The sequence below is a fragment of the uncultured Ligilactobacillus sp. genome (assembly GCF_948826705.1).
Classification (GTDB): domain Bacteria; phylum Bacillota; class Bacilli; order Lactobacillales; family Lactobacillaceae; genus Ligilactobacillus.
In genome coordinates this window covers 1-21928 of sequence record NZ_CAQLEL010000033.1, presented here as the reverse complement: position 1 = coordinate 21928, position 21928 = coordinate 1, and the positions used below count along the sequence as shown (strand labels likewise).

Here is a 21928-nt window from a genome sequence, read left to right as displayed (position 1 = left end):
GGTAAGCGACGAGAAAAGACCTAAGAGAAGCTTTTTATTTTTAAATGGTAGTGTGTCTTATGTTGCTTACGGTATTACAAGCTATTACGAGGGGAAAGATTGTAATGAAGAAAAATTGGGGCGTGAGAAGTTTTTTGGCGCTAGCAACAGCAGTAATGGTCCAAGGAACAGTTAGTACGAATGTTTATGCTACTAAACTACCATTAGAATATAATAACCATAAAAAACAGGTCAAAGGAGGTACTCTGCATGTTGGGCTTGCTTCTGGTGGGGTCTTTAAAGGAGTGTTTGCGCCACCATTGCGTGTTGACATCCCTACTGCAGAAGTTGCTCAATTTGGTGAGCGTAGTTTGTTTAAAGTAAATAATGACTACACATATGCTAAAGGTGGTTTAGCTGATGTGACTTTTGATCAAGATCAAAAAACAGCAACTGTCAAGATCAAAAAAAGCGCACGTTGGTCAGACGGTCATCCCGTAGAAGCTAAGGATATGGAATATACTTATAAAGTGGTGGCCGATCCAGCAACTAATTCTGGTGATTATGATGACAAAATGCGCGATATCGTGGGAATGGAGGAGTATCACGATGGTAAGGCAAATGATATTTCAGGTGTAGAGATCAAAGATGAAAAGACATGTGTCGTTCACTTTAAAGAGATGAAGCCTGATATGAAATTTCCAAGTTCAGGATATGTTCTTGGAGTTGTGATGCCGTATCATTACTTAAAGGATGTGCCATTTGATCAATTGGCTTCCAGTGATAAGATCCAAAAAACACCATTGTTTTATGGACCATTTAAGATCAAGAATATGGTCAAAGGTGAGTCCATCGAATGGGTCCCCAATAAATACTATGGGGGTAAAAAGCCTAATTTATCCAAGATCACTATTGAAGTAGTCGACCCAGGACATGCAGCGGCTGCGATGAAATCTAACAAGTATGATGTTTTACTAGAGCAAAGCCCAGCAGTCTACAATAAAGTGAAGAATTTACCACAGTATGTTGTTTTAGGCGAAAAAGAGAAGTACTACTCATATGTTGGCTTTAAAGTCGGGCATTTTAAAAACGGCGTTAATGTAATGGATCGTAAGACACCAGTCCAAGATCGAGCATTACGACAAGCGATGGGCTATGCACTCAATATGGATCAAATTTCAAAGAAGTTTGGTTATGGTCTAAAATATCGTGCTAACACGATCGTACCAGATGCTTTTGGAAAATACAGTGACCACAAGTTAAAGGGATATCCATTAGACTTAAAGAAGGCAAATAAACTATTAGATAAAGCTGGTTACCGCATGCAAAAGAATGGATATCGGACTTTACCTAATGGGAAAAAATTCACCTTGAAACTATTAGCATCGATGAGTTCAGATAGTGCTGGGAGTCGAAATGTGATCGAGATGTATCTTCAACAATGGAAAAAGATCGGAGTCAAAGTTGAATTAAAAGATAACCGTCTTCAAGAATTTAATTCTTATATCGAACAGTTGACTAATGATGGTAAAGGATATGATATCTATCTAAGTAACTGGAGCGTGACAAGTGCACCAACTTCAAGTATCGCTGAGACGTATCTACCAAATAATCCATATAATCTAAGTCACTTTGTTACTAAGGAAAATACCGAATTGATCAAATCTTTGAGTTCAAAAGAGGCTTTTAACACTGATTATCAGATCAAGCAGTTCTATAAATGGCAAGCATATATGAACCGAGAAGCTTATATCATACCGAGACAATTTGAATATGATACTTATACTTTCTCTAAGAAATTGACGAATGTTTCTTTAAATAATAAAAATGGCTACCATTTATGGGAAAATATTGCTTTTACTAAATAAAGAAAAAGGAAAGCGCAGATGTCGCTTTCCTTTTTTAGTGCCAAAATAAAAAGAATATGGGTGGGATAAGTAAGCTTGGCAACAGATCGACAATGCTGATCTTAGTTAGTTTGAGGATATTTAAGCCTGAAGCAAAGATCAATAGCCCACCCACGATCGAGATCTCTGTCATCAATGAAGTTGAGAGCACATTGTGTAAGCTAAGTGCTAATAAATACAGGCTACCTTGCCAAAAAAAGAGAACTGCTCCACAAAGTGCGATCGAAAACCCATAGGCTGAAGCCAAGATCACAGAAGTAATGCCATCTAGTAAGCCATTGGTGATCAGATATGTGTAATCATGATCTAGAGCTGCTTCAAACGGGCCTAAGATCGAAAGTGAACCAATACAAAAGAGCAAGATCCCTGTTGTTAAGCCATTGCTCGTCTTAGCTGAACCAAAACGTTTGACTAGATCATTGAATTTATCTTCTAAGTGTAAAAGCTGTCCTATTACACTGCCTAAAGTCAGACTGATAATAAACAAAACTGGATAGGTACTTTTTTGTAAATTAGTACTAGCGCTGTTTAGTCCAAGTAAAATAACACATATTCCAAGGGCTTGCATCAGAGTATGATGATAAGCAGGTTTGAGTTTTTCTTTAAAGAACGCACCTAAAGCACTACCTAAGAAGATCATACTAGTATTAAAGAGTGTTCCCCACATTTTTTCACCTCATAAAAAAGATCAAGCATGCTAGAGCTTGCTTGATCTTTACTATAACAGAGATTTAATGGAATTGCATACCACCATCAACGATCAAAGTTTGACCGGTGACATAGTCGGAATCTGGCCCAGCTAAAAATGAAACAGCAGCTGCTACATCTTCTGGTTCGGAGAGTTTTTCTAAGGCAATATCCTTAGCAAAGGTCTGCATGCCCCATTCATCATCTTTGCCAGCATTTTGGCCGACACGATGAGCGATATCGTACATCATTGGGGTTTTTACGATCCCAGGGGCAAAAGCAGTTACCGTGATCCCTTCTTTAGCAAGGTCACGTGCAGCTACTTGAGTGATCCCTCGAACGGCAAATTTGGTTCCACTATATAATAAGAGATTAGGGTTACCTACGACACCAGCTTGAGATGTGGCATTGATGATCTTACCAACGATCTCTTTACCAACGCGTTTTTTCTTTCTAAATTGTTCAACTGCAGCTTGGATCCCCCAAATAACACCGGCAACGTTGATGTGGTAAACTTGATCAAATTGTTCAGGTGTGATCGTTTCGATCGGAGTGGTCGGACCGACCCCAGCGTTATTAACGATCACATCAAACCCGCCAAATGCATTGTATGTTTTTTGCACGGCTTGGAAGACACTATCCTTATCAGCAACGTCAACTTCGATCGCAACGGCGCTTTTACCAGCAGTCGTTAGATCAAAGGCTGTTTGTTTAGCTGCTTCTAAATTGCGATCGGCAACGGCCACAGCAAAGCCATCATCAGCTAAACGGCGGGCGATCGCTTGCCCAATTCCTTGGGCGCCCCCAGTGATCAGTGCTACTTTTGTCATAAAAAAACCCCCTCATAAATAAAAATCAACTTTAACTTCTAACTAAGTATACCATTTTTTATCAATTAAGAAAACGGTTACACTGGCAAGAAACTTGAAATATACCAAAAAAAAGCTATAGTTAAGTAATTAAGACTGACATTTCAGGAGGGCGAATTGATGCAGATAGAATTTGATGAAAAGATGCTTGTGGCCCAAGACCTTTCAGCGATCGGTAATCTCTCATTGGCAGTTGCGATCCCGATCTTACAAGTGCAAAAGATCCCGATAGCTATCTTGCCTACGAGCTTATTATCGACCCAAAGTGAAGGCTTTGGAACACCAGCAGTCAGTGATTGCTACTCCTTTGTCAAAGAGACTTTTGCGCATTGGCAGGCACAAAATGTCAACATCACGGCAGCGTTAGTCGGTTATATCGATAATTTAGATACAGGAAAAGCACTATACCAATATTTAAAGCAGGCTAGGTTAGATCTAGTTGTGATCGATCCAGTTTTTGCTGATGAGGGGAAATTTTACCCTAATTTAGATGAACGGCATTTGGCTTTGCAAAAAAAGTTGTTGCAAGTAGCTGATTTTGCGACCCCCAATTTGACTGAAGCGAAATTTTTAACAAGCCAAACAAAAAATGCTCCAGATTTAGCTAAATTAGCACACGATGTTGAACGGCTTTTACGTCCAGGAGGCAGGGCCGTCATCACCGGCGTCGAGTTGGACGGACAAAAGGGATGTATTTGGCTTAATGATGGGCAATTAAAAACATATGTCTTACCTAAAGTAAAGGGGCACTTCTATGGTAGTGGTGATGTTTTTGCGGCTCTCTTAGCTTCATTTTTACGGCAAAGAGTTCCGTTTGAACAGGCGATAAAGCAAGCTACGAGTTTGACACAACATGCTTTGCTCCAGACTGCTAAACAAAATGTTGACCGGAGTTATGGGATCTATCTGGGCGAATTATTGCCACAATTAGCAAAGGGGATAGCACATGAAGACTAGACAAATCGTGACGTTAGCTTTGATAACGGCCTTAAATGTAGCTGTGGCACGCATATTTTTGATCCCAGTAGCATTTACGCATGGAAATATCAATTTATGTGATGCTGGGATCGTTTTTGCCGGGATCATCTTTGGAGTGCGCAGTGGTGCTTTAGTCGGGGGCTTGAGTGGCTTTTTACTCGATCTATTCAGCGGTTATCCGCAGTATCTGCTCTTTTCATTGGTGATCCATGGAACGCAAGGAGCACTCATCGGAACAGCCCAGAATAAGTCCTTAAAAGAGCAAATTCTGGTTTGCGGAGGAGCGATCGTAGTTTTAGTTGGGGGATATTTTATCGCTGATAGTTTATTGTACGGTTGGAGTGCCGGGATCTTAGGCATAGCGACTAATCTATTACAAGGTACAGTTGGGACGGGACTGGGGTTAGTCTTTGCCCAAAGATCACCTAAGATAAGAGCGTGAAAGTGGTAATTTGTTCGGTTTTTCTGATATGATGAAAGAAAAATGGAGGGATTTTAATGCATGAATTAAGTGGGTGGCTACTGTTGATTTTTGCATCAATAGCAGCTAGTATTTTAGCGCAGTTTTTTCCAAAGATCTCGGAAAATTATGTTAGTATGGCCGTTGGCGCGATAATTGCTAGTATCCCCTTTTTCAACGATATGATCCCCGAGTTTGAGCCTGAAGTCTTTATGATCACGATCATTGCACCATTGCTATTCTTTGAAGGGCAGGCGATGAATCTCAATCGTGTGGGGCATAAACTCAAAACTATCTTAGGGATCGTAGTTATTTTAGTAGTTATAAGTACGATAGTAACGGGTTTTACACTCTCATATATCACGGGGATAGGCTTGTCGCTAGCATTAGTGATGGCAGCGATCAGTACCCCAACTGATGCAACAGCGACTGAATCTGTTTCTGAAGGGCTACAGCTTCCTAAGAGCGAAAAAAATATGCTAAAAATGGAAGCCTTATTCAATGATGCTTCTGGGATCATCTTATTGAATGCGACTGTGCTGTTCTTATTGCGAGGAGAGATCGATTATGGATCAACGATCATAAATTTCTTATTTGCAGCGATCGGTGGCGCATTGTTTGGTGCTATTGTTGCTTTTGTTGCGATCTTCTTTCGCCAAGCATTGATACGTTTGCCTTTTGACAATGCAGTTAATGCCCAGATCATGTTAGCCGTAGCATTGCCATTTATCATTTATGTTTTAGCTGAAGAGATCCATGTATCAGGGATCATTGCAGTTGTATGTGCTGGGTTATTGCATAACAGTGAAGCACAGCGGAGTCGTTTCAGTGATATGCAGCAATTTTATTTGGGAAATAATATTTTTTCCTTAGTTCAAGAGTTATTGAATAATGCAGTCTTTTTGATCTTAGGCTTAAACTTTGTTCGGATCGTTATGGACGAAGATGTGACCTTTTCATCGTGGATCTGGATCACAGCAGGGATCGTCTTGTACGTCATGAATTTACTTGTTCGGTATCTTTACGTTTTACTGATCATGAAACGTGGTCACCGTAGCGCCTTGATCTTTTCGTTAGGTGGTGTTCATGGGGCTGTTACTTTAGCGCTTGTCTTTATGGCAGCAAGTTTTGGGCTAAGTTCAAATCAATTCAACCTTGTCATCATGTCTGAATCAGTAATGATCATTTTGAGTATGTTAGTTCCAAGTATCGTTTTTTGGTTTATTTTGCCAAAAGAAGAGCATGATACAGGCGAAAAGAAAAAGTATCGCCAAGAGATGATCAATCGAGCGATCAGCGAAGTTGAACAGATGTATCTTCCAGAAAAGGTCAAGCAAAGTGTGATCTATGATCTGCGTGACCAAAATTCAGAGACCAGCTTGCGTCAATTTTGGCAACAGTGGTTTTACGTTTCACGTCGTCCAGCTTTCAACAAGGTCGAACGTTCCTTAGAGCAACAAGCTTTGTTATGGTCATTTTATATTGAACGTGAATATTTGGCAGAATTACTGGAAGCAGGTGAAGTTGATCCGACCGACCTGTATGACTTGTATAACGAGGTCGCATTAGCTGAAGCCATGGTCTTAGATCCAAAGAGTTCTTTCCACTAAAATAAGTGAGCCAATGCTGTCGGAACTGGTTGTATAACGAGAGACCCATTACGTATTAGCGTAGAGGGTCTTTTTTTGTTCTTTGATAGACAAAAACGCCAAGATAAAAGAGCGGGGCAAAAAGCAAGAAAAGTAGGCTCATAAAAAAGCTCTTGGCTAAACTGTAAGCTAAACCGGTGGCACCATCATAAGATTGGGTATAAGGTGAGGTGTACTCAAAGGGATTGACCCGCACACCATTTGAACCCCAGCGCCCACCACGATGATGGGAAGAGATGTCTTGGTGGTGTTGGTCTAAAGCTTTTTGGCGTAAAGAGACAAATTGATCATCACTGATGAACAGATAGGGATGTCTGAGTCGAAAAATTGGCAGTAATAATAAAGTGATCACGAAATAAAGGTGATAGAACTCAAAATGATATGCAAAGCTGGGGTAAAAAACTAGAGCATCAAGATACATCAAGAGTGCTCCCAAAGCGATCCCACCTAAGAGCAAGTAACATAACCATCTAAAGCATAAACTAACGATCCGCATCTAGATCAGCCCCCTTTTTTTAATCTTGTTATTATAATAACATCGATTTCTAATAAAATTAAATATTTTGGGAAATTGAGCGTAAAAAGTCTGTGTGCCAATGCAGTCATGAACATGAGAGGCTGTGACACAAGTAGCCTTTTAGTATTATAAATATAAAAAAACTGCCACTAAAGAAAGACATCTTCAAAATTCCAATGTTTGGAATTTGAAGATGCCTTTACTTATGTCACAGCCTCAATTTATTTGGAAAATGCTCACCAAATGGCGATCCGTTTGTCTGGTGCTAGGTACATGCCATCACCTGGTCTTACATCAAAGACTTGGTAGAAGTCGTCTAGGTTACGGGGCTGGATATTTGCCCGCAAGACATGTGGTGCGTGGACATCGATCGCTAAGAGGAGTTTTTCTCGTTCTGGTGCAGACTTCATTCCCCAGATCCGGGCCCAGTTGATGAAGAATTCACGCAGATCTGCATCGGGTTCACTTTTGGCAGCTTCAAGCGCACAGCTCAATCCACCTGCATCCGCAATATTTTCGGAAACGACGAGCTTACCGTTGACTTTTCCGGTGGGCAATTCTAAACCATCAAATTGTGCGATCATTTTTTCAGCTAATTTTTGGAAGTGGGCTAGATCTGCTTTAGTCCACCAATTAGCTAAGTTACCATGTTCGTCAAATTGAGCTCCGTTGTTATCAAACGCATGGGAGATCTCATGGGCGATAACGGCACCGATCCCACCATAATTGGCACTTGAAGATTGTTCAAGACTGTAAAATGGTGCTTGTAAGATCGCTGCGGGGAAGACGATGATGTTAAATGAAGGGTGATAATAAGCGTTGACCATGTGCGCAGGCATCTCCCAACGTGTGCGATCGACTTTCTCATCGATCCGTTCAAAATGACGCTTAGTTGCGATCTTGGTGAAATTTGTCACGTTATCAACTAAGTTTAAGTCGTCATTGACGATAAACTTGGAGTAAAGTGGATCGAGTTCATCAGGATATCCAACATTGATCCCGAGCGCATCTAATTTAACGATCGCTTTTTTACGCGTTTCATCACTCAGCCAGTCATTTTCTTCCAGTCGCTTTTTATAGACAGCGATCATCTTTTCTACCATATGGTGCACGTCTGCTTTAGCTTGAGCACCAAAGTATTTATGGGCATAGTAGAGTCCGACTACTTGACTATATTGATTTGTAGCTAAGTAGAAGGCCGATTTTTGCGGTTTCATTGCCTCTTTTGAACCAGAGAGCGCCCGGTTATAGGTGCCACCTACAACACGGATCTCATCGCTCAATAACCCAGTTAGATCGAGAAGAGTCTTGACAAATAACCAGCTACGCATGCTCTCAAAGTTTTGTTCGTTGACTAATTCGTTTAAAGCTGCGTAGTACTTAGGTTCGCTAACGATCACTTGTTTAGGCTCTTTTCCAAGTAAAGCGGTCACGACTTTAGCGAGATCGACATGTTCGCTCAATGATACAAAATCTTGGAAAGTATACTTGTTGTAAGATTTTACGTAATCTGCGCGTTCAGTGCTATCCTTTTGGAATGGTGCTAGTTTTTTGTCATAAGCCAAAGCTTGTTTGATCGTCTTTTGGCTAAATTCTTCATCATAACCGGCTAACTTGAAGAGTTCAGTCAGCATTTGCTCTAAGATCTGAAGCAATGTTTTAGCTTGTTCATTGTCAGGTTCATAGTAGGTCTTATCGGGTAAAAATAAAGATGGAACATCCGCATGGAGTGCGTAATGTTTGGTATCTTTCATATCCGGTGAAACATAGAGTTCAAACGGTGCATCGTAGCTCTCAAGTATTAGATCTGGTAAGGCATCTTGCCAAGCTTTTAGATCTTTTAAGGCTAAGATCTTATCTAAATACTTTTTAGCTGGGGCAGCGCCAGCCTTGTTACGAGCTTCAAAATCAGATGCAAGGCGATAGAACTTTACAAATTCTGCCATTTCTTTGGTCTGTGGGCGCTCTTTTTGGGTCAACATTTTACCAAAATCAGACATCAACGTTTCTTCGATATTGTCGGCCAAGTCGGCAAAGCCCCCAGTAGTTGACTTGTCGGCCGGGATCACAGCTGTTTTGAGCCATTCGCCGTTGACAGCTTGATAAAGGTCATCTTTTAATAAAGATTCATTGACAGTGGTGTTTTCCCCCATAAAAATTCCCCCTTAGGTTTTTAAAAATCAGCCGTATCAGGATCGGTTGCAAAACCCGCAACGCCCCGTAAGGCATCGATCTGTTGCATTTCGCTTTCAGTCAATTCAAAATCAAAGACTTCGGTATTTTCTTTGATCCGTGCCGGATGGACCGATTTTGGCAATGGTAGATGACCGTGTTGCAATGACCACCGTAAGCAAAGTTGAGCGACTGAACGCTTTTTCTTTTGGGCCAAAGCTTTTAAGGTCTCATTAGCAAAGATCCGTCCGGTACCAAATGGACTGTAAGCTTCCAATAAGATATCGTGTTGTTGACAGTAATCAATAGTCAAACGATCGACATCACCTGGGCAGATCCGGATCTGGTCGACCATCGGCTGGATCTTTTGTGTTTTTTTCAAAACTTCAAAATGCTTAGGTTTAAAGTTTGAAACTCCGATCGCCTTGACTTTCCCAGCCGTGTAGGCATCTTCTAGGGCACGCCAAGTCTCTTGGAGATGTTTTTCCCAGTCATGATCACGAAAAGCCTTTGGATTAGGCCAATGGATCAGAAATAAGTCCAAATAGTCGGTCTGAAGGTCGGATAAAGAACGATCGAGGGCTTGAGTAGCCAGTTCGTAAGTATGAGCCTGATTATCCAATTTACTTGTGATAAAAAGGTCACTACGAGCGATTCCGCTTGCTTTTACGGCTTGACCGATACTTTTTTCGTTGCCATACATTTCAGCAGTATCGATATGGGTAAACCCGGCATCAAGTGCAGCCAAGACAGCATCGGTAGCTACTTTACCTGCGGGAGTTTGCCAAGTACCAAAACCTAAAACTGGGATCTTAACGCCGTTTCCAAGTGTATATGTGTTCATCAAACTCATAAATTCCCACCTATCCTTGTATTGAATTATTGTGTACTACACGCCTTGATTATACCATAATTAAGTAAATGTCCACTTTTAGGGTGCTTACAGATCGAAGAAAATTGCTCTTTTTTGAATAAAAGCATTTTCACGTCTAATATTTGTGTGAAACACAATATAAGTATGCTATACTACTAAATGAGTTGCGGACTAGTTAGTCTGCTATTTTTGTTGATCACTTTTTGAGAAATGTAGTTTATTGCTTTATTTAGGGGGAAACGATGTGAAATTTTGGGGCAAGACAACACAAGATGCGATCAGATCTGGCTTAGAGGAATTGCATAAGACTAAAGCACAGGTCGAAGTAAAAGTTATCAGCGAAGGAAGAAAGGGCTTTTTAGGGTTTGGTAAGAAACCAGCTGAGGTGGAACTCGTTGTTAAGGAAGAAACAACACGTAAAAATGCTGGACGACCACACGCCAAAAAAGTGGCTGTTGCAAAACAAAAGGTTGAAGACTGGGAGAAATATCTGCACGAATTAGGTTACTATTTAGCAGATATCACACAGAAGATGGGGATCAAAACAACGATCGATGTGGTGGTGGAAAAACGGGTCGTGACCTATAATTTTGAAACTGAGCAGGAAGGTAGCTTGATCGGGCGCCACGGAAAAACGCTCAATGCGTTACAGTTGTTAGCTCAAGATTTCTTGGATAGGAAGAGTAAAAGGAAGGTCCAAGTCATCTTAGATGCGACTGATTACCGGGCACGACGCAAAGAAACACTCCAGTTTTTAGCACGAAAAGTTGCACGGGATGCAATTTGCCAAGATCGGCGGCAACGGCTAGATCCAATGCCTTCGTTTGAAAGAAAGATCATCCACGCTGCTTTGGCTAGAAATACCGAGGTCAAAACCTATTCAAGCGGTAATGAACCGCGACGCTTCGTCGTTGTTGAGCCGGCGTATGCCAAAAATACAGGGAAGAACTAAGAGAGGATTTTGACTATGTTTGAGCATAAACCCAACCATTTAGAAGATGAATTGTGCTTTTCGATCTATACAGCACAACGCTTTTATAACCGTTTCTATACTGAAGCCTTGAAGAAGTATAACTTGACCTATGCGCAATACATCACGTTATTAGTGTTATGGGAAAGTAAAGAAAAGATGATCATTCGTGACCTAGGTCTACGTTTGAAACTCGATACAGGTACATTGACACCTTTACTAAAGCGCATGGAAAAAGAAGGCTGGGTAACTCGTACGAAGACAAAAGCTGATGGGCGCAAGGTCTATATCACTTTGACTGATAAAGCTCTGGAGTTGGAAGACCAGATCAAAGCCCGGGTCACTGGTTGCTTTGGTTCAGTCGATATGTCTAGTGATGAGTATAAAAATGCCGTCAAATTTATCCAAGACATCGCTAACAAATTAGAAGATAACAACAAGTTGTTGGTGGAAAAAACTAAATTCTAATAGCGTTATATCCGCTAGGCAGGTATCTGCTTAGTGGATATTTTTTTGGGAAAATTCCCACAAGTTGATACTTTATCCCACTAGAGGAAAGGAAATGCCACTTTACTAGAAAGTGATGAAAACGGATACATAAAAATGGTATGCTTAGGTTGTTAAGAAAAGCTAAAGTTTTTTAGGAAAGGTAGTGAAGTTTTATGATGGAAAAGATCCAGCGCTTTGGGGGCGCGATGTTTACGCCAGTCTTGCTTTTCTCGTTTGCCGGGATTATGGTCTCGATCGCGATCGTAGCGACTAACCCAGTCTTAGTTGGTGATCTAGCTAAAGAAGGCACGATCTGGTATAACTTTTGGAAGATCGTTGAAAATGGTTCTTGGACCGTTTTTAACAACATGGAGCTCTTGTTTGTGATCGGTCTGCCGATCGGATTAGCTAAAACAGCTAATGCGCGGGCGGTAATGGAAGCCGTAGTCACATACTTGACCTTTAATTATTTCATCAGCACAATGTTGCAATTATTTGGCTCAAGTTTTGGCGTTAATTTCAAACAAGCAGTTGGTGGTGAAAGTGGATTAAAGTTGATCGCCGGGATCAAGACTTTAGATACTGGGATCATCGGTGCGATCTTTATCTCAGCGATCGTGGTCTACTTGCATAATCGTTATTTTGAAAAGAAATTACCTGATTTCTTAGGGATCTTCCAAGGATCATCATATGTTGTTGTTTTAGGATTCTTTGCGATGTTGCCGATCGCCTTATTGACCTGTTATATCTGGCCTAAGATCCAATTTGGGATCAGCTCATTACAAGCGGTCTTAGCTACTTCAGGCGTGGTCGGAGTTTGGATCTACACCTTCTTAGAACGGATCTTGATCCCAACAGGCTTGCATCACTTTGTTTACACTCCATTTGTCTTTGGTCCAGCAGTTGTTGAAGGTGGGATCACGCAGTACTGGTTTGCTCACTTAAATGAATTCTCACGCTCGACCCAACCACTTAAGACACTATTCCCAGAAGGTGGTTTTGCTCTCCATGGTAACTCTAAAGTCTTTGGAGCTCCAGGGATCGCGTTAGCCTTTTACTTTACAGCTCGACCAGAGAACCGTAAAAAAGTGCTCTCCATGTTGATCCCTGTAACGTTGACGGCTGTACTATCCGGGATCACTGAACCATTAGAATTTACGTTCTTATTCCTATCGCCACCATTGTTTGCAGTTCACGCTGTTTTAGCAGCAACTTTAGCAGCAACACTTTACACATTTGGTGTCGTTGGTGATATGGGCGGTGGTCTGATCGATCTGTTGACGCGAAACTGGATCCCAGTATTTTCAAATCATGCCGGTACGGTGCTCATCCATATCGTGATCGGACTGTGTTTCACATTTATCTGGTTCATTGTCTTCAAATTCTTGATCGTAAAATTCAACATTATGACGCCAGGGCGCGATATCGACAAGGAAGCTGACATCAAGCTCTACTCCAAGCAAGATTATAAAGATAAAAAAGCGGGCAAAGGTGATGAAAAAGCAGCTCCAGCAAATCGTTATCGTGAACAAGCAGCGATCTATTTGGAAGCAGTCGGTGGACGTGACAATATTGAAAAAGTCAACAACTGTGCGACTCGGTTACGTTTGACCGTCAAAGATCCAGCTTTAGTTGAAGATGATGCTACATTTAGAGCAGGTGGTGCACATGGTGTCGTGCGAAATGGTAATGCTTTACAAGTTATCGTGGGCTTAGACGTGCCCCAAGTCAGAGAACAATTTGAAGAATTAATGAATATTGGTGATTAGAGGAGGAATTTAACATGGATAAGAAGTTTTCAGTTGTAATTGCTGGTGGTGGGAGTACCTTTACTCCAGGGATCGTATTGATGTTGCTGGAGAATTTAGATAAGTTTCCGATCCGTCAGATCAAGTTTTACGATAATCTTGAATCACGTCAAAAAGTGATCGCAGATGCCTGTGAGATCATTTTAAAAGAAAAAGCACCAGAGATCGACTTTGTTGCGACAACTGATCCAAAGACAGCCTTTAGTGATGTAGATTTTGTCATGGCCCATATTCGTGTCGGACTATATGCGATGCGTGAAAAAGATGAAAAGATCCCACTTAAATATGGTGTTATCGGGCAAGAAACTTGTGGACCAGGGGGGATCGCTTATGGGATGCGTTCGATCGGCGGCGTCCTAGAGTTGATCGACTACATGGAACAATATTCACCAGATGCATGGATGTTGAACTATTCCAATCCAGCGGCGATCGTAGCTGAAGCAACACGTAAGTTACGGCCTAACTCTAAGATCATCAACATTTGTGACATGCCAGTCGGGATCGAAGAGCGGATGGCTCATGCGATCGGGCTCAAATCACGCAAAGAGATGGAAGTACGCTACTATGGCTTGAATCACTTTGGCTGGTGGACCGATATCAGAGATCACGCTGGCAATGACTTGATGCCACAGATCAAAGAACATGTAGCTAAATACGGCTATTCACTCAAAGAAGAGCTCGGAGAACATGAATCACAACATACTGATCCAAGTTGGATGCACACCTTTGCTAAAGCACGTGAAGTCTATGCGGTAGATCCAGATACTTTACCAAATACGTATCTCAAGTACTATCTCTATTCACAAGATGAAGTTGAGCATGCAGATCCTGAGTATACTCGGGCAAATGAAGTTATGAACGGGCGCGAAAAGCACGTCTTTGGCGAATGTAAAAAGATCGCTCAAGCTAAAACAGCCAAAGATACCAGCTTAGAAGTTGACGAACATGCTAGCTATATCGTGGATCTAGCACGGGCGATCGCATACAATACTCACGAACGCATGCTGCTGATCGTGGAAAATAATGGTGCTTTGAGCAACTTTGAGCCAACAGCCATGGTCGAAGTTCCATGTATCGTAGGTAAAAATGGACCTGAGCCACTAGTTCAAGGCCAGATCCCTCGTTTCCAAAAAGGTTTGATGGAACAACAAGTTGCAGTCGAAAAACTCGTCGTTGAAGCTTGGGAAGAACACTCCTACCAAAAACTATGGCAAGCACTAACGCTTTCTAAGATCATTCCAAACGCAAGAGTTGCTAAGCAGATCCTAGATGACTTGATCGAAGCTAACCGTGATTTTTGGCCAGAACTCAACTAGTGTAAACGCTGTAATTGATCGTGCAAAATATGCTATAATTTAGCATATTAGTAAACAGATCAGGGGGATGCACATGACACTAGAAGAATTGATCACACAACATCAAAAGGCCTTAGGAGATCTTGATAAGACCATCTTGCGTTATGTGCTGGATAATAAAAATGAAGTTCAACAGTTGGGGATCACTGAATTAGCTACAGCAACTTACACTTCTAAATCAACGGTTTTACGTTTAGTCAGAAAATTAGGTTTTGCAGGTTTCTCGGAATTCAAATACTTTTTAAAGACGAGCACTAAAGAGGCCAAACCAGCCACAGAGATGTTTGCCGATCTACAGGTCTCAGATATCATTAAGACGATCAAAGGCTTAGAACATATCGAATGGGATGATCTAACATTACGTCTCAAAGAGGCCCAAACGATCTATTGTTATGGTACAGGCTTTTCGCAACGGAGGATCTTAGATGAATTTGCTAAAAATCTGTTACAGCTAGGAAAACGGGCGATCACGATCCCTAATAAGACTGAACTTGATATGGCAATGGAGATGATAACTGCAAACGATGTCGTTTTATTGGCGTCACTCAGTGGTGAAACCGAAAATATCAAGGAAAACATCTTCATGTGGACGCTAAAAAATGTCCCCCTTGTAAGTGTGACGCAAGCAAAGGAGAACACATTTGCGAGTCATTCGGATTTTGCTTTGCACTATCATGTGACGCCATTTTCGATCATCAAGGACAAAAAAGTCGAATCATTAGTTACGCTATCAGTCGTGGTCGATTACCTTTTTCGTAAGTTGACTGAAAAAATGAGTAAAGATAGGTGAGAAAAATGTTGAAACAAGTACTGGCAAGACCAGCTGTATACAAGAAGATATTATTAGGCTACTGGATCGGTTCAAGTGTGATCTTATTTGGATATTTATATTTGGTCGCACTCGATCTTGGCAAAAGTCTGCCAACGACTTTACAAGCGATGCCTAGTTTAGCTTTAGTAACGATCATTACAGGTCTCAACTTATTGTTAGCGGCAGGCTTATGGAAGATCAAAGCGTCGGATAGACCACTGTTTTTAAGTCTAGCTTTAGTACAACAACTCTTGAGTTTAAACTTTGTGGGAGCGTTATTGATCTATTTTTACCAACGTTTCAGTCAACAGAAGTTTCTCCAAAAGCCGACAAAAGATCAAGGTGCGCTGGTACTTTCCTTTACGCTGGTCATATTGCTGACACTTTTTGTTCTCTTGATCAGACTCAGATTGGAGTTTATAAACTAATACAGTGTGTAAAATTACGTTTAGTCGGTATCCTAGGAGTTACGATTCGCAGCACGGATATAAAAAAGCATGCCACATTAGGCATGCTTTTTATATTAAAATGAGTATTGTTCGACTGGTGTTTCAAACCAGTCGTAACGTAAAAGTTGTTTGAGTTTTTTATTTACAGGGATCCAGATCCCACTCTTTAAGATATCTTTCATTGTTTGGATGAAGAGCATATCGTGGGCTACGCTTTTAGGGCGTGCCACTTCGATAACTTCATCGTCTTCAGTTTTTAAGGTGATCTTGTTTGATTTTACGTCTACAACTTGTGCAGAGACAATATCAGTTTGTTTATCCATATAGATGTTCCTTTCTGGATGGTATCTTAACTTGATACAGTCTCTACTATACGCTGGTTAGTTAAATTTGTTTATAAATATGCCTTAAATTTAGTTTAAGGATCACTTGTTTGAACTTGAGTGATCAATTTTTTGACTAACTGTTGGGTCGCTTGTTTTTGTAACTCTTTGAGTAATTTCTCGCGTTCAGTGCTAGACATTGTTGGGTTTTGTTGTAGTTTTTGAGCTAATTCTTGTTGTATAACTTGGGAAATATTTTTCTTGAGCTCGGTGTCATGTTCTTTAAGCAATTTTTTAAGTTGTTTAGCTTGTTTAGTGCTCAAAACAAACCAACTATCGGTCAATTTGAACTCATAAGTTTGATGTTTGAGGCGCTTATTATTGCCTAAAATACCAAAGAAAAGCTCAGAGAGGCCATTTTGGTAGACATAACGCTCTTTAGTCACGACTAATTGTGGATTTTTTGCAGTTTGTGAGTATTTGGTAGTCGTATCAGTCGTTTTTGTTTGGTGCAATTTCTTTTCATCAGAAGAATTGTGATAGAGATAAACCCTTTCTGACTTAGTTCCAAGTGGTTGATACAGTAATACATCGAGTTGATCAGGAACTGAAGAAACGAGTTTTTGTTTTTTGGTGACCGTTTGAACTTTCATCCCCCAATTATAGGAATCATTTAAAACGATCGCACCAGTACAAAGCACCATGATCAAAAATGATAGTAAAGCATATAAAACACGATGCTTAAGGGTAGGCAGGACTGTAAAACAAAAGAAGCTGATCGTTGCTAAAACTAAAATAATGATACTCATCTACTGAACCCCCTTTTTACTAGTGAGCGTGACTTTAGGTGCATTATTGCCCTTCTTTAAGAAGAAAGCAAAGAACAATGCGACGACTGCAAAGAGGATCGAAATAAAGAATGCAGCATGATAACCATTCAAAACAGCTCCGGTAGCGAGATCAGCATATTTGAGCGGTGTTTGTACCAAAACCTTGTGAGCGGGCATTGAGTTTTTGGTAACTGAACTCAAGACTGAGATCAAGATCGCTGTCCCGATCGAGCTTAAGACTTGACGGAAAGTATTGTTGACCGCTGTTCCGTGAGAGATCTTAGCAAACGGCAAGACATTCATCCCAGAAGTCGTGACCGGCATCATCGTCGCGGAGATCCCAAACATCCGGATCGCATAAAAGACGACGATCAACATGATCGAAGTCTCTTTAGTGATAAAAAGAAATGGGATCGAGCCTAAAGTCAACATCGTCATCCCAGCAAGCGCCATGAATTTAGCCCCGTAACGGTCAAACAAGCGCCCTGTTATCGGTGACATGATCCCCATTGCTAAGGCCCCAGGTAGTAAGATCAAGCCAGAATGGAAGGCGGATTCACCGCGAATATTTTGGATGTAAAGTGGGATCACCATTTCAGAACCAACTAAAGCTAAGTTAGCCACCCCACTTAAGATCGCAGCTAAGCTAAATTCACCATATTTGAAGACTGTGATATCCAAGAAGGGTTCGTCCATTTTTAATTGGCGTAAACAAAAGAGAGCAACAAAGATCGCCCCAACAGCTAGATAGACGATAACGTAAAGATCGCCCCAGCCATCATTACCGGCTTTAGAAAAACCATATAGTAATGCCCCAAACCCGATCGTTGAGGTAATGATCGAAATGACGTCGATCTTTTGATGGGTGTTAGGCACAACGCTTTTCATGAAGAAGAAGGCTAAGATGATAACGGCGACCACGATCGGAATGATCATGCCAAATAATTCACGCCAAGTCCAGTTATCGACGATCCACCCAGAAAGTGTTGGCCCTAAAGCTGGTGCAAGCCCGATCACAAGCCCGACAGTCCCCATGGCAGCCCCACGTTTTTCTGGAGGAAAGATCGAGAGCATGATCGTTTGGAGTAACGGCATTGAGACTCCGACCCCGATACCTTGGATCAACCGACCTGCAAGAAGGACTCCGAAATTTTGGGCAGTAAAAGAAACGACTGTCCCTAGTAAAAAGGTCAACATAGCCCAGAGATACATCGTTTTTGAGCTGAATCGATTGATCAACCAAGCCGAGATCGGGATCATGACCCCATTGACCATCATAAAACCAGTCGTTAACCATTGAACGGTTGCTGTTGAGATCGAAAAGTCTTTCATGATCGCAGGAAAAGCAGTGTTCATCAAGGTACTATTCAAAAAAGTACAAAAAGAACCGACCATTAAAACTAAAACCAATAGATCACGATTATAACTATTGCCGTTGATATCGGTCGGACGTGTAGCATTATTCAAACAAGTTCACTCCCTTATTATTTTTAGATATTATTTTAAATTTACATGCGTTGCCTACTATAAACCTTATTTACCAAGTTTGTCAAGATAGTTGACAAATCACCTGAAAAATATAAAATCTAAAGTAGGAAAATTATTTGCGAGGTGGAAAACTTGAAAGAGACGAAGCATAAGATGCACAAACCCCACTTTATCCATGATATTCGGATCGGGATCGGTGATATGTGTAAGATCACAGGGGTCACGGGGCGGCAGTTGCGCTATTGGGAAGAGCGTGGTTACATCAAGTCGCTAGCCGATGAGAAGAATTCAGTGCGTAAGTATAGCTGGGAAATGTTGTATAAAGTAGGTTCGATCAAAGCTTTTATCGATGAGGGCTATACCTTAGCTAAAGCCGTTGAAAAATCTGAATTGCGTGAAAAAGAAATGGCGATCGTCCGCAAATTTATGGCTGCCAATATGCATGGAGTGGAGATCACAGATGAAGAAAAGCTTTACGGGCAACTTGACTTAGGACAATGTGAAGGTAAAAAGATCTACGGTGTGGTTGATGAAAATGGTAGTCATTTGGAATTTGGTGAAGAGTAATGTTTGTCCATCATATTGCGATCATTTGTAGCGATCGCGCGCAAGCAGTTGATTTTTATGTCAATAAATTAGGGTTTAAGATCGTATCTGAACATGTCCGCCCACAAAAAGACGACATTTTGTTGAATGTGGCTAAAGATGGGCTAGTATTGGAGTTATTTATCAAACCCAATGCACCAAAACGTGTCAGTGGAGCCACTGGAGAGGCACGAGGCTTACGGCATTTGGCTTTTAAATGTGACGATGTTGCAGCAAAAAGAGAGCAGTTGTTGGCGTTAGGTATCAAATGTGAGCCGTTGCGACGCGATGACTTTGATGGTAAGTTGATGGCCTTTTTCTTTGATCCTGACGGTTTACCCCTTGAATTACATGAATAGAAGGGATCATAATGGTAGAAAAATTAAAGCAGTATCCAGTCACAGCCTTTATTGTAATAGCAATGGTACTGATAACATTGGTGTTAGGTGATCTGGCTTGGTTTAGAAAATTAGCGGTGGTCTTATTGACCTGGTGGGTCGGAGTTGGCTTTGAAAAGCCCGTCAATGAGATGATCGCTCAAGAAAAATTAGGAAAGCTCGTAGGCAAGGGCTTTGTTTTGGTAGCGACAGCAGCTTTTGCAGCCGTAGTGACCTATGTTCAAATAAGATTTTAAAGCGTGTGAGACAGCACGGGTAGTTCCGTACTGATAACGAGAGATCCCCCATGTTGCAAAATACGCAACATGGGGGATCTCTCGTTATCTGCTAGGTGTGCTGTAAAACACATTTCCACTACATAACTATCGTATTACGACCTTTTTAGCCCCGCTTGAGCTAGCTTTTAGACCGTTTGCCTATCAGTCCTGACCGTTTAGGCGTCTTTAGCGAAAATCAGCTTGATATTTGTTAGAATTTAGTTAAAGAAAGGGGGAGCCAAAATGAAAAGTAAATTTGAGATCGATCCTAAATTACCCGAAGAATGGGCCGAATTTCATGTGCATGAATTGACACCTAAGTTACAACAAGTCGTCCAACTACTTGAACACGATGAACAAATTTGGGGTTATGCCGATCAGATCGTTAAGCCGTTAGCTTTAGCTCAGATAATTTCCTTAAATAGCCAAGCTGGTAAGATCTATGCTATGACCGAGCACGGTAGCTATCAGGTAAAGAAGAAATTATATGAAGTGGCTGAACTTTTAACTCCAGATTTTGTTAAGATCAGTCGCAGTGAATTTGTTAACTTGAATTATTTAGATCATTTGGAATTGACCGTGCAAGGAACGATCGCTTTAAAACTAAAAAATGGTACTACGACCTTTGTAGCTAGGCGTTGTGTCAAAAATCTCAAAGAAAGGCTAGGGATCTAAAATGAAGATATTTAAAAAGATAATTAGTGCTAGTTGCTCGGGGATCGCGATCGGAGTGATCCTATCTGTCATCTTTTCTAGTATTTTTGGACAAGGAGGATATATGCCCTCAACACCAACATTTATGGAACTATTTTCGACCCCAGTTAAAGCGATGACAAGCTCGATCATTTTGTGGGCTTTAATGGGAAATGTTTTTTATTTTTCCGAATCGATCTTTGCACAAGAACGCTGGAGTTTACTCAAGATGTCGCTACTCCATTATCTAGTGACATTGATCTGTTTTTTCCCGTTAGCTTATCTGGCGGGCTGGTTTCCTCATAATATTTTGTGGATCGCTGGCTTTTTACTGATATATACGGGGGTCTATCTTATTATCTATCTTGGAAGTTATCTTTCTACGTGGTTAGAGATAAAAAAGATCAATCAAAAAATTAAATAAGTGCCTAGTTCTAAGCAGTCTTATGACCGACTTAGAACTTTTTTATATCAAATTTAATTTATTTTACAATATTAGTTGACCTTGCATATTATACGTCATATAATATTAGTGAAGTTAAGATATAACAGAGAAAAAAGAAAGGTGGGAAAAACCGCATGGAAATCAAAGTAACAGCTGATCTATTAGATGGTTTGGTCTTAGCCTTACTGGAAAGTCAAGATTACTATGGATATGCACTGACACAAGATATGCAACAAGCGATCTCGATCTCAGAATCAACGATGTATCCGGTCTTACGGCGCTTACAAAAGGCAGAATATGTGACCACATACGATGCACCTTATCAAGGTCGCAATCGTCGTTACTACAAGATCACTGAGAGCGGGGAAAACCATTTACAGCGTATCAAAAAAATGTGGAATGATTATAAGGAAAGTTTAGATGCTGTCTTTGCCGCAGCAGATAAGCGCAAGCAAAATGCATATGATGAGGAGGGGCAACATGAATAGGGAAAAATATCTGGCTGAATTAGAAGAATACTTACAACCTTTAACGCCAGAAGAACGTGCTGATGCCATTATGTTTTATTCAGAATTTATCGATGATGCGGGGTTAGAAACACGCAGTCAGATCGAAGAACGGTTAGGCACACCACGGCAATTGAGTCGGAAAGTCTTAGCTGATCATTCGATCAAGACGACCGATGAAGAGACTAAGTATCAACGGACTGCGACCCCACAGTCAAATGTGAAGATGATCTGGTTGATCTTGCTAGCTTTATTAGCATCACCATTTCTCTTAGGATTTGGGGGAATCATGATCGCAGTGTTGATCGGGATCTTGGCCTTGATGGCAGGGTTAGTTTTTGGTGCTGGTGTGATCTTATGTGCCGGTGTAGTCGTGATGGGGTTCTTGATCTATATCGGGATCGCAATGCTATTTAGCAGTTGGGCAGT

Annotated in this window: 25 protein-coding genes; 17 read left to right on the top strand and 8 right to left on the bottom strand. The window is 41.0% G+C overall.

Going from position 1 to position 21928, the window contains the following annotated elements; translation table 11 throughout:
* Positions 1–104 precede the first annotated feature (104 nt).
* Complete coding sequence (locus Q9Q35_RS01875; protein ID WP_304651890.1) at positions 105–1847, top strand: ABC transporter substrate-binding protein; 1743 nt, start codon at positions 105–107, stop codon at positions 1845–1847.
* A gap of 34 nt (positions 1848–1881) precedes the next feature.
* On the opposite strand, the gene Q9Q35_RS01870 is transcribed toward Q9Q35_RS01875, so the two are convergent.
* Together Q9Q35_RS01870 and Q9Q35_RS01865 are read right to left on the bottom strand one after the other, a co-directional pair.
* Entirely contained in the window at positions 1882–2553 is a 672-nt protein-coding gene (locus tag Q9Q35_RS01870; RefSeq protein ID WP_304651889.1) for a DUF554 domain-containing protein, read from the bottom strand.
* A 64-nt stretch (positions 2554–2617) separates the two neighbouring features.
* Positions 2618–3403, bottom strand: a complete 786-nt coding sequence (locus tag Q9Q35_RS01865; protein WP_137422519.1) for a (S)-acetoin forming diacetyl reductase — start codon at positions 3401–3403, stop codon at positions 2618–2620.
* A 159-nt stretch (positions 3404–3562) separates the two neighbouring features.
* Between Q9Q35_RS01865 and Q9Q35_RS01860 the strand changes: the two genes are divergently transcribed.
* The 3 genes from Q9Q35_RS01860 to Q9Q35_RS01850 are packed head-to-tail and all read left to right on the top strand — an operon-like array spanning position 3563 to position 6490.
* Positions 3563–4399: a PfkB family carbohydrate kinase gene (locus tag Q9Q35_RS01860; protein WP_304651888.1), complete on the top strand. Its 837-nt coding sequence runs from the start codon at positions 3563–3565 to the stop codon at positions 4397–4399.
* A complete protein-coding gene (locus tag Q9Q35_RS01855) occupies positions 4389–4862 on the top strand; it encodes an ECF transporter S component (protein ID WP_304651887.1) in 474 nt (157 codons plus the stop codon). Before Q9Q35_RS01860 ends, Q9Q35_RS01855 begins: the two co-directional genes overlap by 11 nt.
* Before the next feature lie 56 nt (positions 4863–4918).
* The gene (locus tag Q9Q35_RS01850) at positions 4919–6490 is read left to right on the top strand and encodes a sodium:proton antiporter (protein ID WP_304651886.1); all 1572 of its coding nucleotides are present in this window, start codon (positions 4919–4921) and stop codon (positions 6488–6490) included.
* Between the two features lie 55 nt (positions 6491–6545).
* Here Q9Q35_RS01850 and Q9Q35_RS01845 read toward each other — a convergent pair whose 3' ends face one another.
* From Q9Q35_RS01845 to Q9Q35_RS01835, 3 genes are all read right to left on the bottom strand, one after another.
* Positions 6546–7025: a hypothetical protein gene (locus tag Q9Q35_RS01845; protein ID WP_304651885.1), complete on the bottom strand. Its 480-nt coding sequence runs from the start codon at positions 7023–7025 to the stop codon at positions 6546–6548.
* Positions 7026–7282: 257 nt separating this feature from the next.
* Entirely contained in the window at positions 7283–9199 is a 1917-nt protein-coding gene (locus tag Q9Q35_RS01840) for a M13 family metallopeptidase (protein WP_304651884.1), read from the bottom strand.
* Between the two features lie 20 nt (positions 9200–9219).
* Positions 9220–10071, bottom strand: coding sequence for an aldo/keto reductase (locus Q9Q35_RS01835; protein WP_304651883.1), 852 nt, complete (start codon positions 10069–10071; stop codon positions 9220–9222).
* A 265-nt stretch (positions 10072–10336) separates the two neighbouring features.
* Between Q9Q35_RS01835 and jag the strand changes: the two genes are divergently transcribed.
* The 6 genes from jag to Q9Q35_RS01805 all read left to right on the top strand — a co-directional run bounded on the left by jag (position 10337) and on the right by Q9Q35_RS01805 (position 15953).
* On the top strand, positions 10337–11044 hold the full coding sequence (jag, locus tag Q9Q35_RS01830; RefSeq protein WP_304651882.1) for an RNA-binding cell elongation regulator Jag/EloR: 708 nt from the start codon (positions 10337–10339) through the stop codon (positions 11042–11044).
* Positions 11045–11059: 15 nt separating this feature from the next.
* Positions 11060–11530, top strand: coding sequence for a MarR family winged helix-turn-helix transcriptional regulator (locus Q9Q35_RS01825; RefSeq protein WP_304651881.1), 471 nt, complete (start codon positions 11060–11062; stop codon positions 11528–11530).
* Between the two features lie 194 nt (positions 11531–11724).
* Complete coding sequence (locus Q9Q35_RS01820; RefSeq protein ID WP_304651880.1) at positions 11725–13320, top strand: alpha-glucoside-specific PTS transporter subunit IIBC; 1596 nt, start codon at positions 11725–11727, stop codon at positions 13318–13320.
* A gap of 14 nt (positions 13321–13334) precedes the next feature.
* On the top strand, positions 13335–14675 hold the full coding sequence (locus Q9Q35_RS01815) for a 6-phospho-alpha-glucosidase (protein ID WP_304651879.1): 1341 nt from the start codon (positions 13335–13337) through the stop codon (positions 14673–14675).
* Positions 14676–14748: 73 nt separating this feature from the next.
* Positions 14749–15504, top strand: coding sequence for a MurR/RpiR family transcriptional regulator (locus Q9Q35_RS01810; RefSeq protein WP_304651878.1), 756 nt, complete (start codon positions 14749–14751; stop codon positions 15502–15504).
* Positions 15505–15509: 5 nt separating this feature from the next.
* Positions 15510–15953: a hypothetical protein gene (locus Q9Q35_RS01805; RefSeq protein WP_304651877.1), complete on the top strand. Its 444-nt coding sequence runs from the start codon at positions 15510–15512 to the stop codon at positions 15951–15953.
* Positions 15954–16048: 95 nt separating this feature from the next.
* Here the strand turns inward: Q9Q35_RS01805 and Q9Q35_RS01800 are convergent, their stop codons facing one another.
* The 3 genes from Q9Q35_RS01800 to Q9Q35_RS01790 all read right to left on the bottom strand — a co-directional run bounded on the left by Q9Q35_RS01800 (position 16049) and on the right by Q9Q35_RS01790 (position 18594).
* Positions 16049–16297, bottom strand: coding sequence for a hypothetical protein (locus tag Q9Q35_RS01800; RefSeq protein WP_304651876.1), 249 nt, complete (start codon positions 16295–16297; stop codon positions 16049–16051).
* Between the two features lie 95 nt (positions 16298–16392).
* Complete coding sequence (locus Q9Q35_RS01795) at positions 16393–17106, bottom strand: DUF4811 domain-containing protein (RefSeq protein WP_304651875.1); 714 nt, start codon at positions 17104–17106, stop codon at positions 16393–16395.
* The gene (locus tag Q9Q35_RS01790) at positions 17107–18594 is read right to left on the bottom strand and encodes an MDR family MFS transporter (protein WP_304651874.1); all 1488 of its coding nucleotides are present in this window, start codon (positions 18592–18594) and stop codon (positions 17107–17109) included. It abuts the gene before it with no gap.
* Positions 18595–18747: 153 nt separating this feature from the next.
* Here Q9Q35_RS01790 and Q9Q35_RS01785 point away from each other — a divergent pair, with 153 nt between their 5' ends.
* The 7 genes from Q9Q35_RS01785 to Q9Q35_RS01755 form a co-directional block, all read left to right on the top strand.
* Positions 18748–19182, top strand: coding sequence for a MerR family transcriptional regulator (locus tag Q9Q35_RS01785; RefSeq protein WP_304651873.1), 435 nt, complete (start codon positions 18748–18750; stop codon positions 19180–19182).
* A complete protein-coding gene (locus Q9Q35_RS01780; protein ID WP_304651872.1) occupies positions 19182–19559 on the top strand; it encodes a VOC family protein in 378 nt (125 codons plus the stop codon). The genes Q9Q35_RS01785 and Q9Q35_RS01780 overlap by 1 nt, the downstream gene beginning before the upstream one ends.
* An 11-nt stretch (positions 19560–19570) precedes the next feature.
* Positions 19571–19834 (top strand): hypothetical protein, encoded by a 264-nt coding sequence (locus tag Q9Q35_RS01775; protein WP_304651871.1) that lies wholly within the window; start codon positions 19571–19573, stop codon positions 19832–19834.
* A 264-nt stretch (positions 19835–20098) separates the two neighbouring features.
* Positions 20099–20530: a LytTR family DNA-binding domain-containing protein gene (locus Q9Q35_RS01770; RefSeq protein WP_304651870.1), complete on the top strand. Its 432-nt coding sequence runs from the start codon at positions 20099–20101 to the stop codon at positions 20528–20530.
* Between the two features lies 1 nt (position 20531).
* Entirely contained in the window at positions 20532–20972 is a 441-nt protein-coding gene (locus Q9Q35_RS01765; RefSeq protein ID WP_304651869.1) for a DUF3021 domain-containing protein, read from the top strand.
* Positions 20973–21127: 155 nt separating this feature from the next.
* Positions 21128–21481 (top strand): PadR family transcriptional regulator, encoded by a 354-nt coding sequence (locus Q9Q35_RS01760; protein WP_304651868.1) that lies wholly within the window; start codon positions 21128–21130, stop codon positions 21479–21481.
* Positions 21474–21928, top strand: a 455-nt coding sequence (locus Q9Q35_RS01755; protein WP_304651867.1) for a DUF1700 domain-containing protein, incomplete at its 3' end; no start/stop codon positions are given. The genes Q9Q35_RS01760 and Q9Q35_RS01755, both read left to right, overlap by 8 nt.